This window comes from Tunturibacter gelidoferens (assembly GCF_040358255.1).
Taxonomy (GTDB): domain Bacteria; phylum Acidobacteriota; class Terriglobia; order Terriglobales; family Acidobacteriaceae; genus Edaphobacter; species Edaphobacter gelidiferens.
Window position 1 is genome coordinate 4,978,133 of the sequence record NZ_CP132938.1, and the last position, 14,780, is coordinate 4,992,912.

The window sequence follows — 14,780 nt, forward strand, 5'->3', positions numbered from 1 at the left end:
GAAGGCGGAGGAGTCTTGTGAAAGCAAAACGGACCATCCCTATGGCATTGCTCATCGCGTTTGCGATGCAAGCCTTAGCCCAGCAGTCGCCGCCGGTCCCGGAGAGTTCGTCCCTGATCCTGACCAACGCGATTCCCCTTCCAAACGAGCCGGGCCGCATCGACCACTTCGCACTGGATCCTGCCGGCCGCGTGTTTGTGTGCATCGTCGGAAACGACAAGGTGGCAGTCGTTGAGACCTTTTCCGGCAAGGAGATCTACTCCATCTCTGTGCCTCGTCCGCAGGGTGCGGTGTATGTGCCCGAATTCGGCAAGCTGTTCGTGGGAAGCCGCGATGGCAAGCTCTTTATCTTCGACGGAACCAGCTACAAACTCACTGGATCCATCAACTTCTTTGGCGATACGGACAACGTTCGCTACGACCAGGCAGCAAAGCGAGTTTATGTCGGCCATGGCGATGGTCCTGATGCCGGCATCGCAGCGGTCGACCCGCGCACGAACCAGCGGTTGGAGGAAGAGTACAAGCTTGGCGCGCATCCAGAATCCTTTCAGTTGGAGGCGTCAGGCCAACGCATCTTTGTCAACCTGCCGGACCTCAAGCGAATCGATGTCATCGATCGCAAGGCCGGCTCCATTTCGAAATGGCCGATGACAAAATACCAGGACAACTTCGCGATGGCGCTGGACGAGCGAGACCACCGCTTGTTTGTCGGGGCCAAGACGCCAGCGCGCCTTGTCGTGTTGGACACAAATACGGGCCAGGTGGTGGCCGCATTGCCCAGTGTCGCCGATAGTGACGACCTGTGGTACGACGCAGAGTACCGCCGTATCTATATGCCCGGAGGCCAGGGCTACATCAGTGTCTTCGATCAGATAGGCCCCGACCGATACAAGCTGCTCGAGAAAGTTCCACCCTCCCTAGGCGCCCGCACGGCCTGCTATGCGGCCAAGATCGGCAAGAAAGGGGCCCACCGATTCTTCCTGGATGTCCCCGCGCGCTCCGGCCGGGACGCGGAACTCTGGATTTATCAGGCACAGGAGAGCGACCAGAGAAAGCTCCTGATGGTGCAGAGGCCGGAACAATGGCAGAGATGCGGGTGTCCCATCTCTCGATTCTGAGACATGGGTTTTAGTCCGAGCCCACAAACGTTACACCCACGAGGAATCCGCTCTGATCCGCCTTGGCAACCGTCTGATCTAAAGCGGATCCAATCCTGCATTCCGCACCATAGAGCGGAACATCCGTCGCGTTCGATCGGCCATCTCGACCAGCGATCCGCACGTCGCAGCAGCAACATATCGATCCGGTCGAAGCATCATCACGACCGTGTCCTCGCCTTCTACAAAAGATGACATCGTTCCGTTCACGTCCCGCGCCACTTCGATCTCAGGGGAAGCGCCGGGGTCGGGATTGTAGATGCTTGGCAAAATGGCGAGCGGCCGAGGATCTTCGAGGCCGAAGTCGAGCTGGCAAGCCTCCTGCAATCGCTTCTGCGCATCCGGCCCATACGCGATCAGACGGCAGCTATCGCCCAATCGTTCGTCGAGGAGAATCTTCCGTCCGTCGCCAGTCTCCACCAGAGGCTGGGGCAGCATGCGGCCGACGAGCCTCCCTTGTCCGGACAGGTCGAAAAATCCGCTTTCGTAAAAGGGCTTTGGCTTGTACTTCATCTGTGCGAAGTAGGCGTGCACCCGCGGTGCAAACCGCGTCATAAGGAACCCATTCTGAATGAGGAAGGCTTGCAAACGCGACCTGGGCGCGAAGATGCGGCCCATGTTGACGGCGAGCTGGATCAGCGCGAGCGCATGCGGCTTGCGCTCTTCAGAGTAAGTAAGCAATAGCCTTGGGCCAAGATCGCCCCGGACGACCGCTGCCAACTTCCAGCCCAGGTTGTATGCGTCTCGCAGCCCACTGTTCAGGCCCTGCCCCGCGAATGGCGGAGAGAGATGTGCCGCATCGCCGGCTAGAAAGATGCGATCGGTGTTCCACGTATCGGCGCTCCGCGCATGGAAGACGTACACCTGCGCACGCACGACGGGCGAATCCTTGTCCGGGCCATGAGCGGTCAGCAGTCTGTGTACGAACTCAGGCTGGGTCGCCTCTGCATCATCTTCGCCGTCTCGCAGCATGAACTCGTATCGGCGAATGCCGCGAGGCCCGGGCAGTGTAATCAGCGGACGCTCAGGATCGCAAACGACCCGCGTCTGCCGCAGGCGCTCTTTGGTGCTCTCCAGGTCCACGATCAGCCAACGTTGCCGATAGGTGGAGCCGATCAGCTCCGCGCCGATGCGTTTGCGACAGAAGCTCTTTGCCCCGTCGCAGCCGACGACGTAAGCCGCCCGAACCCAGACATCTTCGCCGTTTTCCGAGCGCGCCCGAACCGCGACCGCATCGGCGCTCTCGTCGATCTCCTCCACCGTGTGCGAGAAGAGCAGAGTGACGTTCGTGAATCGTTTCGCACCCATCAGGAGAGTCGCTTCGAGCCGCGGCTGCGTGAACGCGTTGCGCCGAGGAAATCCATATTCGCGCGTGGTCGGCTCAACCCGGAGAAAGCAGCGGCCGCCAGCGGTGAAATAGTGCGACCCATAGTCGGCCGCCACATCACGCATTACCTCTTCCACCAAACCAATCGCCTGCATGGTGCGCAGCGACTCGTCGTCGATCGAAACCGCGCGGGGGCTGCGGACGGTGCTTTCGTTGCGCTCCAGCACAACCACGCGCAATCCGGCACGACCTAGGATATTCGCCAGCGTGAGCCCGGTGGGACCCGCGCCGATGATCGCTACATCGCACTCAAGTTCACGATCCATCCCTTTATCCAAGATTGTCTGCGGGCTCACCCGGCGAAACGGCAGGAACACGCCGTCCCAATTGTTCTTTCGCCAGCGCCACCGACGAGACCAGCAGAAGAACGAGGCGGCGTTCGAGAGACTCATCGAACGAGACTTCTTCAATCATGATGCTGAGACTCGCGACGAGCGCCTGTTCCGCAAGAAACACCGGCACGGCCACGCCCACAATCCCGCGGTCGACCTCTCCATGCGAGACGCAGTAGCCGTTCCTCCGAATCGCCGCCAGTTCGCTGCGGAAGTTAGCTTCATTCGCCGCCGCGATCTGATCGGAAGGCTTGGCGGCCAGCAGCTTCGTCAGTCGCCGTGCGGTCAGTTGCGCGAGGATAACTTTCGACGTTGCGCCCCGGGTCAACGGCCGCGGGCGTCCGCGCTCGTAGCTTGTGTGCACGGAGCTGCCGGAGTTGCGCGCGTCGGCGACGCACATTACCGTATCGCCGTAGAGACGCGCCAGCACGCTGACACACGGAACGCCAACCTGCTGCACAAGCTCGGAGAGCATCGGTCCGATCAGCTGCACCATCGGGTCCGTCAACCGCGCACGGCGGTCGAACTCCACAAACGCGGCACCCAGCCGGTAGTGCCCTTCGTAGGCAAGCTCAAGCATATTCACGCGCGTCAGTTCCCGCACCGTCCGGTACACCGTGCTCGCGGGCACACCGACCGCGAGCGCTATCGCCTGCACGGTCCAGACGCTCTTCTCTTCGGAAAAGAGCGTGAGAACGCTGAAGTATCGATCAATTCCAGACATGACTGGAGCCTGTTTCCGGCTCTCGTTCAATCGTGTTACGGAGTGTCCCAAGCCCTTCGATCGTTACTTCGACTCGATCGCCAGCTTTCATGAAGATCTGCGGCTCTCGCTTGAACCCCACACCGCCGGGAGTGCCGGTCGCGATGACATCCCCCGGCGAAAGCCTCGTGAAGGCAGTCAGATAGGCAATGATGCGCGGAATCGAAAAGATCATGTCTCCGAGCTCTGCCTCCTGCATGACCGTTTCGTTCAGCAGCGTCTCGATGCGCTTGTTTTCGAGCGGTCCGGCCTCTTCCAGCGTCAGAAGCGAAGGACCGAAGGCGCCGGTGCGAGGAAAGTTCTTCCCCGGCGTGAACTGCGTTGTATGCCGCTGCCAGTCCCGAAGCGTCGCATCGTTGAAGATCGCAAATCCACCCACCAACTCCATCGCGTCTCCCTCTTTCACCCGAAAGCCGGACCTGCCGATTACCACCGCCAGCTCCCCTTCATAGTCCAATGCGGCCGAGTTCGGCGGCAAGACGATCGGCGTATCGTGTCCGGTCAGTGTGTCGGCGAAGCGTGTGAAGATCGCCGGATTCTCAGTGGCGGCTCTTCCGGTCTCCACCCGATGCTCTTCGTAGTTCAGCCCCACACACAGTATCTTGCCGGGGTTCGGAATCACCGGCAGATAGGTGAACTGGCCGAAGGCGTAATCGGTTGTGTTTGCCTTTGGAATCGATGGAAGAAGACCAAGCCCTTCGGCCGCCACCAACGACTTCAAGTCCGGCAGAACAGCGCCGATGCGAACTCCGAGATCGAATACGCCGTCCTGTCGCAGAATCCCGTAGCTGGCCCGACTCGATGCTTCAAATGTAATAAATGCCACGTTGATCCCCTTTTCTACGCTCTCAGAATGCCGCGTCCCCAAAGATTGACTGTGCGCTCCGCATGAGGCCATGTCTTGACCGGACGATCGTGCACGACCTCCAATTCCGCCGAGATTTCGATCCAGTTGCCGTCCGGATCGACGATAAAAATAAACAGATTATTGCCCGGCCCATGTCTGCCAGGACCCCACATCAGCGAGATGCCCTTGCTGGCCAGATGATCCGCCCAGTCGCGGATCGTATCCCACTCGCCAGCCTCATACGAGTGGTGGTCGACCCCCTGGCGATCCTGAAAGAAGCAGGCCAGGTTGTGATGTTCATGATTGCCTCGCATGAAGGATGTCATCAGCTTCCCATCGTCGCGGATAACCCGGTCCGAAACCCCAAAGCCCAACTTGCCCGAGTAAAACTCCTCGATCGCCTCGATGTTTCGCGAAGCCAGCGTGAGATGTTGCAACGGTCCGCGAATTCCCTTCGGTATCGCTGCAGAAGTACGTGCAAGTCCAAAGTGGAGAATGTTCCCATCCGGATCGATTACCGCGAAAGCATCCGTCTCGAACAACCGGCTGCCCACCGTACGCGGTTGCAACTCCATCCGCTCGGCGAGTTCGCGGAGGCCGGTGAGCGCTTCCGCATCGCGGACGGCGAAGCCTGCACAGGCAAGCCTCTTCGCCTCGCCGGTAGAGAGGAGAACTCGCCGCCCGGGCCCTGCCGCCAACCGGAGATCCTCAGCGAGAAGCTCGACGTTCATATCCATCACGTCTGCATAAAACGCTGCAAGGCGCTCCGGCTGCGGTGTTGTGAAGTGCAGGTGGTGCAGGTACGCGGAGGCTTGAAGCGCCGTAAGGGACATGATGGGTTTCCAGAATGACTGTTCTTCAATGACCAAAATCTTGATTGAACCTGCGACTCACAGCGATGAGCTACGTGTAGATGGAGCGGTGCCGCTCCGCCTCCCACAGCCACAGGTCCCACGCACGATCCATCTGCCGCTCGTTCGTTATTGCTGCCGCAGCGGCCTCTTCTGCGGTAAGGTAAGTGACCTCGCCAAGCTGAAGCGCGTCTGCTTGAATGCGCGCATTCATCTCCAGGTACACGGCTCGAAACACCGCTTGTCTTAGGTTCTCTCCAACTACGGTCGAGCCGTGACCGCGCAGCAGCACAGCCACGTGCTGTTTGAGGCATCGCGAAAGCGCAGCGCCAAGCCGGGAATCTCGAATGAGCAGGTCGGTCGAATCCCCTGCGTCCTCACGAATCTCGTAAACGGGCGTGCTCTCCCCCAAAAATCCGGCAAGATGGTACACCGGGCGAATCGTCGCGCTCTTTACGACAGAAAACGGGATCACGGCGGGCGAGTGGCTATGAACCACCGCCATTACATCCGGCCGGGCACGGTAGACCTCACTATGGATGAATCGTTCAATATAGCTGGGCCGCGTGTCATCCCGGACTTCCCTGCCCTCCAGGTCATAGGTCAGGATGTCTCCCGAAGCCACGAGCGCGGGCGCCATACTCCGGGACAACAGAAACCTGGCTGGGTCAATGGCGTGACGAACACTCACGTGCCCAAAGCCGTCCACAACCCCGCGCGCGAAGAGAACGTGGTTGGCCGCAACCAGCTCTTTGACCTGTCCTGCGATCCTTTCGTCTGAATTGTCCATGGATCCATGTTCGCACAGATCTCATTTTTTGATAATCATTCATATCATTTTTATCTACATATACGAAATTTGCTAATATAGACGTCGAAGTAGGCAGATTGCACTCAGAAATTTCTGAGCTGTTCGGAAGAATGGACTCAAGAAAAATGGCTCATTAGAGCGAGTGTCTTCCGACGAGAATCCGAACCTCCGCTCCGCCTATCATGCTTTCAAAATCTTCTTCAAATCAAGGTGCCGAATGACGCAAAAACTCGACTGCCCAGTGATCGCGATCGAAGAGCACTATTGGGACGCGGAACTCGCATCTCACTTCTCCGGCTCGGAAGGATCTCGATCCGGCCGGATCGAAGAGAGGCTCCGCGATTTCGGCGGCGACCGCATCGCCGACATGGACTCGGCCGGCATCGACCTGTGCGTGTTGTCGCACGGCTCACCCTCCGCACAGAAGTTGTCCGCGGAGATCGCGGTTCCGCTCGTCGAACGAGTGAACGACCGGCTTGCCGCGGCGCTCGCAGCCAACCCCCGCTTCGCGGCGTTCGCGGCGCTGCCGACCATCCTGCCCGAAGCAGCAGCCGACGAGCTCGAGCGCTGTGTTGCCATGGGCTTCAAGGGCGCGATGGTCCACGGCATGACCGGCGGCGAGTTTCTCGACCTCAAAAAATTCCACCCCATCTATGCCCGCGCCGAAAAGCTGAATGTGGCCATCTACATGCATCCATCGCTGCCGCACCCGGCGGTCATCGAGGCTTACTACAAGGATTACCTCGCCGACTTCCCGATGCTGGCCCGGCCTGCCTGGGGATACGGTGTAGAGGCGGGAACCCAGGGGCTGCGGATGGTCCTATCCGGCGTCTTCGAGCGCTACCCGAAGCTCAAGATCATTCTCGGGCATCTGGGCGAGACCTTGCCGTTTCAGCTCTGGCGCATCGACCAGGCCCTGTCCCGCTCCGGACAAAAATCGGTCCACTTCCGCGAGGTATTCACCAACAACTTCTGGATCACCACCAGCGGTTTCTTCTCGACGCCCGCGCTGCTCTGTTGTGTGCAGGAGATCGGGGCCGAACGAATCCTGTTCAGCGTCGATTGGCCATTCATCTCAGACAGCAAGCCCGCCGTCGACTGGATGAAAGGCGTCCCGCTCCCGGCAACGGACAAAGCGAAGATCCTGAGCGGCAATGCCAGCTCGCTCCTCAAACTGTAGTGGGGAATGATCGGATTCGCGCGACGTCATCCGTCGCAGGCTGGCTGCATCGCAGTCTCTCGTTTTTCAAGCAGCAGTTCGGCGGTGATCTCCCACATGCGGACGATATAATCCCTCGCGTCGTAGCGCGAGCGCTTGCCTACCTCGAATGGCTCTGCGAAATCGTGGCAAAGATCAAGGAGCTACCAACCGAGGACCTTGATTTCCTCTAAGTAGGTGTGACGAAATGCATAGTTAAACACGAGCGCTGCCAATGCCTCATCCGTCACAATCGCCCGACCGCCATCTTCGACTTTGTCTGTTTGTTTGTCGCTCTTTCTCTTGCGCTTCATCAAAGCCCTAATCACCGGAGACCAGCCCAACAGTGCGGCGCAGGTCATGTGAAGGATGTCATGGAAACGGTAGCCGTCAGCCTCGTAGGAATTGTCGTTTAGCTTCGCTCCCAGCCGCTCTCCATCGATGAAGACTTCCACCTTCGATACTCCGTCCTCTACGGAAGCAACAAACTGCGCTGTGAAGAGGCGCGGTAATTGCTCCCCAGGGGGGAAGTGTTCATCGAAATCCACCCAGTCGTCTTCACCTGTCGGCAACCATCTCGAAGTCGTCTTCTCAAGATTGTGAACAGCGATGTCTTCAAGCGATAGGTCTTCCAACTTTGCAATTGCTGTGAGATACCAAAGAATATCGCCCAGCTCTTCTTTGACTTTCTCTCGAAATCCGGTGAACTGATCGCCGTCTCGCAGTCTCTTCTTATACAGCGTGTGGATCGAGCCGGTTTCTCCCGCAAGGCCGTAGAGTGCGACGGTCACAGGATTTTGCGTACCGAGGCGGTTTGTATCCATAGCTCGCTTTTGATAATCGTCAAATCGCCTCAGTGGCCTCCTGAAATGGAGCGATCAGTTCGGGTTCTTCTACTTTGGCTACAAGCGCAACGCAACTCAACGCCGTTAGCTCTAGTCCCATTTCGAAAGCCACAAAGCGACCTAGATGGATTAGACCAAGATAATTTCCATATGCGCGGGCCCAGAGATAATGCATCGGATAGAGCCGGAAATGCGAAGTCCGTTCCTGCCCTCCGGTATAAATGCCAACTGCTGCATGCATGGAAAGCCCTGAAAGGGGGTAGCGTTGAGGTCGACATCCGGCGCCAGAATGCCGCAGTGGAGAGCTGATCGCCGGCGAATACCGCCGCGGTAAGCTGAAATTACAAACTCGAGCTGATTAAACGCAGACTCCGAGGGTTGAGGGTAGCCAATCAGTCGCTGGCCTTGTTTTGGTGTGCCTCTTCGCCAGCTTCTTTTTGTGGCTGGCGCACGGCTTCGCGTGGGCGATGATCCCAGTGTAATCCGCAGAGTGGTATAAAAACACCATCAAGAAGGCGACGAAGCGAAGTACATCCAGTTCTGGGTGGAAGTAGGAACGCATTGCTCCGTCTCCTAAAGTTGTTCTAGTTGACTCGTAGGATCGTGGTGCTGAAAGGCGGAAGTTCAGCCTTGACCCGTTGGTCCTGGAGCTTAATCGATTCCTGCTCCCCAAGAAGCACCGAGGACGATTTGCAATTGGCTAAAGACGTTCCGTTTGTCGCCAGTGAGAGTTCTGCAGGCTTTGCACTTTTGTTCAGCAAGACGAGCATTCTCCCGTGCTGGGTGTCACACCCTGAGCTAAGACCGGAGCCCCTGACGAAAGCAATTGTCTTCAGGTCCGACTCGATGATTTGCTGCTCGCCTCCGCTTAATTCTGGGGAAGACTTGCGGATGCTCAGTAGGTTTTTGACCCAATCATGAATGAGGGATTGCTCGGGCGTTCGGGTGTGAGAATCGAAAGCACCCGTCGATGCTGGTGAGGAAGGAAAGCCGCCAAGGAAGTCTCGCCGGTTATCGGGATCATGGCCCCCAGTCATTCCAATCTCGTCACCGGAATAGATCACTGGTGTTCCACGCATGGTCAGGATGATTCCGAAGGCCAGTTGAAGCTTCTCCGGCGTTGCGGCCGGATCATTCATGAAACGGTCTGTATCGTGACTACCCAGGAGCGTAACAAGGCGCTCTGGATGCGGATAGAGTGTATCCTGACGGAAAAGCAGGTCGAGATCCGTCATCGGAGCATCGCGCAAGATTACATTGCGGAGGACTCCATAAAGGGGATAATCGAACGGGGTGTAGAGGCGGGTGTCTATCGGTGTGGTCTTTCCTATCTGGCTTCCACCTGCAAAGAAGGCGTTGACCGCAGGAGGGAGAACGTATGTCTCGTTGAAGACTTCCCCCACGGTCGTCAGCCTGGGATATTGATCGAACAGTTCTTTGTGGAAGTCATGCCAGAACTGGCGGCCGACGTAAGGGAAGGTGTCCAGGCGAAGCCCGTCAGCGGACGTTTGCTCAATCCACCACATGGCATTCTGGATCAGGTAAGCGCTGACTAAGGGGTTCTCCTGGTTCATGTCTGGGAGCAGATCGACGAACCAGCCGTCTTGGACGTTGCGAACCTCGTCCTGACTCGCATGTGGGTCCATCAGCGCGGGGAAGACTCCAGAAGCCGGCCGATGGGCGATCTTCGTCCCGTGAAACCAGTCGGGCGTCGGCGAGTCGTTGACCCACGGGTGATTTGGCCCGACATGGTTGGGAACCGTATCAAGCACAAGTTTCATGCCTTGCTGATGCAAAGAGTTAGCCAGCGTCTTCAGATTGTCGAGACTCCCGAAGTGCTCGTCGACGGAATACAAATCTGTTGCACCGTATCCGTGATAGCTTTCGCGCTCGTGGTTTTGCTGTACCGGAGTCAGCCAAACGGTGCTTGTTCCCAGGTCTCGAAGGTATCCGAGGTGGTCGAGAACTCCCTTGATGTCTCCACCATGCCATGCATGCGGGTCCATTCGGTCGTACGGCATACCGGGCTGCACATTGTTCTTTGCATCGCCGTCTGCGAAGCGATCCGTCATGATCAGGTAAAAAGAGTCGTTTGCGGAGAAGCCTTTCGGCCCCTGTCTTCCGGTCGTCCGGTTGGCCAATTCATAGGGTACAGAGGCCGAACCTTTATCGTTCGTCACGGTCAGAAGCAAAGATCCTGGTCCCGCCGCGTGTTCCTCGAGCCGGAGAAACGCCCAGTGGCCATTTGCCGAGACCTGCATTTTGCTGATCGTTGCTTTGGAATCGCCGAGTGAAAATCTTGCTCCGTCGAGGTGCTCGCCATAGACGAGGAGCATCGGATCCGGCAATCCCGTCCACCAGTTCGGAGGGTCGATCTTTGACATGATCGGTTTCTGGCACTGGACTGGCGAGGTGACAGTGAACAGCAGGAGGACGGAGGCGAAGTCTCCTGTCAAGGAGAGGCGCAGCGGTCCGACGGCTGCAATCTTCGCTCGGCGTGATCCGCGCTTGAGGAATGGAATCGAAAGCATCAGGGTCTCCAGCGGGCCGGGACACATTAGGGTGCAGGCCCGGAAAAGAAGGTGAAGAGCAATCCCAACACTGAAAGCTTTCTGCTCGGAACGCAATGATTCCGAGGTAATCAATCTCTGAACAGTTGTGATCTTTCGGTAAGCAACCTGTATTGAGCACCTTGTGGGGAAACCTTTATCATCTTCAAACGAGGTTTGTTCATCCTGGATCAGATAGCCACATCCTTACAAGACGTTCGCCCGAAAGGTTCACACCGGCGCCTGGCATTCGGCGCGTTCTCGGCAGACCTCCAGGCGGAAGAACTTTGGAAAGATGGAGTGCGAGTCCGTATTCAGCGGCAACCCTTTCAGGTGCTCGCCAGCCTTCTAGAACATCCCGGCAGGACCGTCTCCAGAGAAGAAATCCAGCATAGGCTGTGGGGCGACCAAGTCAATGTAGATTTCGATCACGGCCTGAATGCCGCAGTAAAAAAGCTGCGAGAAGCTCTGGAAGACCCGTCCGATGCCCCCATCTATATACAGACGGTCTCGCGAAAAGGTTACCGCTTTGTCGCTGAGGTACATGGTGCGGAGCCGCCCGCCGCTGTGAGCGTGGTCAGCGAAAGCGAGCCGGAGCTTACGACACCCGTCTTGCCAGACCACCAAACGGCGGTGCAAAAAGCTAACGTAGCCAAATGGCCGTACGTCCTCGCCTTAGCAGCGATCGCAGCATTCATCGCGTTCATCATCAAGCTTCCGAGATCCAACGGGTGGGTACCAGTTCCGAAAATCACGCAAATTACACATTCCGGGCGGCTCTCAGTCGGAAGTGCGGACGTGCCGAGCTTCCCTGCGATCGTGACGGACGGGACTCGCATCTACTACACCACCGAGAGCAATGGGTGGGCCTCACTGAAGGCAACATCGGTGAATGGAGGCACAGAGACCTCCATTCAATTACCACCAGGATTGGCGGAGCCGGAAATCAGCGACATCTCTCGCGACGGCACGAAGCTACTCCTGCTCGACGTGCATTCCGCCGGATCAGAGCACCCGCTCTGGATTGTACCGTCTACAGGAGGACCAGCCCGCAGGTTTGCGGCTGTATCGGCACATGCGGGAACCTGGACTCGAGATGGGTTGCACATCGTGTACGCACGTGATGAAGAACTCGAGATTGCAGATGAGAACGGCACGAATGCTCGCAGGTTAGCAGTTCTTCCCGGAAGAGCTTACTGGTTGCGCTGGTCGCCGGACGAACACCGGCTTGCTTTTACGCTGCTCGACCCCACGACTAAAACCCTTTCGCTCTGGAGCGTAACCGCCGACGGCAGCTCTCTGAGGAGATTCTTTCCAAACCGCTCGACAACATCCCTTGACTGTTGCGGCTCCTGGATGCCCGATGGTTCAGGATATCTTTTTCAGTCGACCAGCGGTGGTTTCGGTTTCAGCAATGATCTCTGGCTTGGCACCACGGATGCTGGAATTGGTAAGAGAGGTCTTTCCCCAAGGAATCTTACTAATGGTCCCGTCGACTACCAGTTTCCAGTGAGCAATCTGTCCGGAAGCAAACTATTCTTTACCGGCGCTGGATCCCTCGTGCAATACCGTGTCTTTGATCCTGCTCGTAACGAATTCGTTCCGTTTCAGGTTGACGATCAGCAGGCAAGCTCCTTGAACTTCTCAAGCGATGGCAAGTGGATGACGTGGGTTCGGTCCGGCGATTCGACGCTTTGGAGGTCGCGCTGTGATGGCGAGGAACGCGTCGAGATCAGTCCGTCCCCACTCCAGGTTCGGCTTGCTCGCTGGTCACCGGACGATTCTCAAATTGTTCTTATGGCTCGTGAACCGGGGAAAGCATGGCGAATCTATATCATGCCAGCGACCGGCGGTACTCCACGCCCGATCCTTCCAGGAGACGCCGCTCAGACCAATCCCGAATGGACTCCCGATGGCAACTCGATCCTATTCGCACGCACTCTTGTTCGCGGTCCGGGCATACCGAGTGTCGAAAGCCTATCGCGTTTCGACCTTCTTCACTCGAAGGTGACGGAGATCCCGAATTCTCAGTCGATGACCGCTGCTCGATATTCGCCGAACGGTCGATACCTCTCGGCCATCTCCGATCGTGCCATCATGCTGTTGGACCTGAAAAGCGGACGATGGAGCCGCCTGAGCGATCTATCAGCCGAGAATACGTTCTGGTCCAATTCTGGAGAGAAGCTGTTCACCCAGGCAACGAAAGAAGAAGGAGAGCCGCTCTACGAAATTTCTGTTCCTGGCGGACAAGCTCGAATGATCGAAGCTACGACAAGGCTTAACTCGGAAAATTTCGTTGAGTTTCGGCTGGTGGGTCTCAGTGGTGATCGGCCAGTCATAGCCGCGCGGCTCGCCACCGCCAACATCTACAGCCGGGACACTGCGAGCATGCACTAAGCGAAGGCAGGTCAGCGTATTCATGGGGCTCGAACCCATCCAGAAGCGAATTTCGGAAGGAACATCTAGGCAAAAGCAGAGGATTAATTTGCAAGCGACTCTTGCGTATAGGCAGGCGTTGAGCCGATCTCTTGTGAACTGGGCCAATGTCACGGTAAAGACTTTGCAGACTCTGGAAGTGTAGGTGCTGAAGGAACGGATCAAAAGGCTTCGCGGCCTGACCTCTCGCCCTTTCGGCGTCAATGCCCCTTACAAGGCCCGCATCTCCCGCTTCCCGAAGCGGCATTCGTGGATGTTTGCATCGAGGAGCGGATCCCGGTTTTGTCTTTTTTCTGGGGCGATCCCACACCGTATGTCGAAAAGGCTCATAAGGCCGGTATCAAAGTTTGTGATCAAGTAGGTTCGGTTAGCGCAGCGAAACGAGCACAACAATCCGGAGCGGATTTCATAATCGCGCAGGGCGTTGAGGCGGGAGGGCACATGGCGGGAACGGTCAGCACGATGGTTCTTGTACCCCGCGTCGTAGACACCGTGGCTCCAACTCCCGTAGTGGCTGCAGGCGGAATTGCGGACGGACGGGGCTTGGCAGCGGCACTGGCGCTGGGCGCAGACGCAGCGGTCCTCGGAACTCGGCTACTTGCGACAACCGAAAGCAATGCCCACGAGATTTACAAAAGGAAGTGAGCAGAGAGTTCCGCGCCGCAGAGGATCAATTTTTAACGCACGCCCATTTGTCGCGTGGCATTGAAGGACGAGGAAGCTTGAAGGGACATTGTCGGATCATATGCTCGAAGGAAAATCTATAGAGGTTCACTTGAGCATGCTTGCTCTGCCCATATCCATTTCGTCCGCCATCAGTCTAGATAAGATGAAGAAGCTCTTCTGCGTGTTTTTCGTTCTGGCTCTTCTTGCTTCATCCACGGTTCTTACCGCACAACAACATCATCACCACCGGACCGAGGGCGGCCCTGGGAATGCTGCCCTGGAAAAACTAGGTGCCGTTCATATGCCGATCACCTGCGCTGCTTCAGTACAAACTCTCTTTGAACGTGGTATCGCACTGCTGCATTCCTTCTGGTATGAGGAGGCTCTCAAGCAATTTCAATCCGTCGCCGCTGCCGATCCACAATGTGCCATGGCGCAATGGGCCATCGCTATGACCGAGTGGCGTCCATTCTGGGATGGCTTGCCCGATGAACGCCGTAAAGTTGGTGTCGCGGAAATCGACAAGGCCATGGCTCTTCATCCCAGGACCGATCGCGAAAAACGCTATATCGCTGCCCTGAGCAGTTATCTGCACGGCGAACCATCGCAGAATGAAAGACGGCCCACGCATATGCCACCGCCATGGGAGCTCTGCACACTGCTTACCCGGATGACATAGAAGTCCAAGCCTTCTACGGTCTGGCTCTCGCGGCCAGCATCGGACAGGAGGATCCAGTTGCGGATGCGCGCAAGGCTCTCGCCGTACTCGAGCCGGGCTTCATAGCGCATCCGGATCATCCTGTCTACCCATACGAGACGGACCTGAAGAAAGTCTGGTCTATAGATGATGACGACAATGGACATGACAATATGGATCACTCCGCTATGCCAGGGATGAAGATGAACTAGACGCCCCTCCTGTCTGTCCAGGCTGCGCC

The 14,780-nt window shown here is 57.3% G+C and carries 14 protein-coding genes and 1 pseudogene; 6 read left to right on the forward strand and 9 right to left on the reverse strand.

Translation table 11 applies throughout. The annotated features are described in order from the left end of the window. Nucleotides 1-17: 17 nt before the first annotated feature. Complete coding sequence (locus RBB81_RS21505; RefSeq protein WP_353072078.1) at nucleotides 18-1,118, forward strand: YncE family protein; 1,101 nt, start codon at nucleotides 18-20, stop codon at nucleotides 1,116-1,118. A 78-nt stretch (nucleotides 1,119-1,196) separates the two neighbouring features. Here RBB81_RS21505 and RBB81_RS21510 read toward each other — a convergent pair whose 3' ends face one another. The 6 genes and pseudogenes from RBB81_RS21510 to RBB81_RS21530 form a co-directional block, all read right to left on the reverse strand. Continuing rightward, nucleotides 1,197-2,777: a bifunctional 3-(3-hydroxy-phenyl)propionate/3-hydroxycinnamic acid hydroxylase gene (locus RBB81_RS21510; RefSeq protein WP_423248095.1), complete on the reverse strand. Its 1,581-nt coding sequence runs from the start codon at nucleotides 2,775-2,777 to the stop codon at nucleotides 1,197-1,199. Then, nucleotides 2,751-2,810 (reverse strand): annotated as a pseudogene (locus RBB81_RS23530) (hypothetical protein); the annotation flags it as partial. The gene RBB81_RS21510 and the pseudogene RBB81_RS23530, both read right to left, overlap by 27 nt. A gap of 4 nt (nucleotides 2,811-2,814) precedes the next feature. Beyond that, entirely contained in the window at nucleotides 2,815-3,600 is a 786-nt protein-coding gene (locus tag RBB81_RS21515; protein WP_353072080.1) for an IclR family transcriptional regulator, read from the reverse strand. Continuing rightward, nucleotides 3,587-4,465, reverse strand: coding sequence for a fumarylacetoacetate hydrolase family protein (locus RBB81_RS21520; protein WP_353072081.1), 879 nt, complete (start codon nucleotides 4,463-4,465; stop codon nucleotides 3,587-3,589). The genes RBB81_RS21515 and RBB81_RS21520 overlap by 14 nt, the downstream gene beginning before the upstream one ends. Nucleotides 4,466-4,479: 14 nt before the next feature. Beyond that, a complete protein-coding gene (locus RBB81_RS21525) occupies nucleotides 4,480-5,319 on the reverse strand; it encodes a VOC family protein (protein WP_353072082.1) in 840 nt (279 codons plus the stop codon). A gap of 70 nt (nucleotides 5,320-5,389) precedes the next feature. Next, nucleotides 5,390-6,127 carry a class II aldolase/adducin family protein gene (locus tag RBB81_RS21530; RefSeq protein ID WP_353072083.1) on the reverse strand — a complete coding sequence of 246 codons (738 nt, stop codon included), beginning with the start codon at nucleotides 6,125-6,127 and terminating at the stop codon, nucleotides 5,390-5,392. A 238-nt stretch (nucleotides 6,128-6,365) separates the two neighbouring features. Between RBB81_RS21530 and RBB81_RS21535 the strand changes: the two genes are divergently transcribed. Continuing rightward, nucleotides 6,366-7,328, forward strand: coding sequence for an amidohydrolase family protein (locus RBB81_RS21535; RefSeq protein WP_353072084.1), 963 nt, complete (start codon nucleotides 6,366-6,368; stop codon nucleotides 7,326-7,328). Nucleotides 7,329-7,510: 182 nt separating this feature from the next. Here RBB81_RS21535 and RBB81_RS21540 read toward each other — a convergent pair whose 3' ends face one another. The 3 genes from RBB81_RS21540 to RBB81_RS21550 form a co-directional block, all read right to left on the reverse strand. Then, the gene (locus tag RBB81_RS21540; RefSeq protein ID WP_353072085.1) at nucleotides 7,511-8,170 is read right to left on the reverse strand and encodes a nucleoside triphosphate pyrophosphohydrolase family protein; all 660 of its coding nucleotides are present in this window, start codon (nucleotides 8,168-8,170) and stop codon (nucleotides 7,511-7,513) included. Between the two features lie 379 nt (nucleotides 8,171-8,549). Then, a complete protein-coding gene (locus RBB81_RS21545; protein WP_353072086.1) occupies nucleotides 8,550-8,753 on the reverse strand; it encodes a hypothetical protein in 204 nt (67 codons plus the stop codon). A 22-nt stretch (nucleotides 8,754-8,775) separates the two neighbouring features. Continuing rightward, nucleotides 8,776-10,722, reverse strand: a complete 1,947-nt coding sequence (locus RBB81_RS21550; RefSeq protein WP_353072087.1) for an alpha-amylase family glycosyl hydrolase — start codon at nucleotides 10,720-10,722, stop codon at nucleotides 8,776-8,778. Nucleotides 10,723-11,040: 318 nt separating this feature from the next. On the opposite strand from RBB81_RS21550, the gene RBB81_RS21555 reads away from it, so the two are divergent. The 4 genes from RBB81_RS21555 to RBB81_RS21570 all read left to right on the forward strand — a co-directional run bounded on the left by RBB81_RS21555 (nucleotide 11,041) and on the right by RBB81_RS21570 (nucleotide 14,751). Further along, the gene (locus tag RBB81_RS21555) at nucleotides 11,041-13,137 is read left to right on the forward strand and encodes a winged helix-turn-helix domain-containing protein (protein WP_353072088.1); all 2,097 of its coding nucleotides are present in this window, start codon (nucleotides 11,041-11,043) and stop codon (nucleotides 13,135-13,137) included. 321 nt (nucleotides 13,138-13,458) lie between these two features. Then, nucleotides 13,459-13,821 carry a nitronate monooxygenase gene (locus RBB81_RS21560; RefSeq protein ID WP_423248035.1) on the forward strand — a complete coding sequence of 121 codons (363 nt, stop codon included), beginning with the start codon at nucleotides 13,459-13,461 and terminating at the stop codon, nucleotides 13,819-13,821. Nucleotides 13,822-13,951: 130 nt separating this feature from the next. Then, complete coding sequence (locus tag RBB81_RS21565; RefSeq protein ID WP_353072090.1) at nucleotides 13,952-14,521, forward strand: hypothetical protein; 570 nt, start codon at nucleotides 13,952-13,954, stop codon at nucleotides 14,519-14,521. After that, nucleotides 14,485-14,751, forward strand: a complete 267-nt coding sequence (locus RBB81_RS21570) for a hypothetical protein (protein ID WP_353072091.1) — start codon at nucleotides 14,485-14,487, stop codon at nucleotides 14,749-14,751. The genes RBB81_RS21565 and RBB81_RS21570 overlap by 37 nt, the downstream gene beginning before the upstream one ends. Nucleotides 14,752-14,780: the final 29 nt, after the last annotated feature.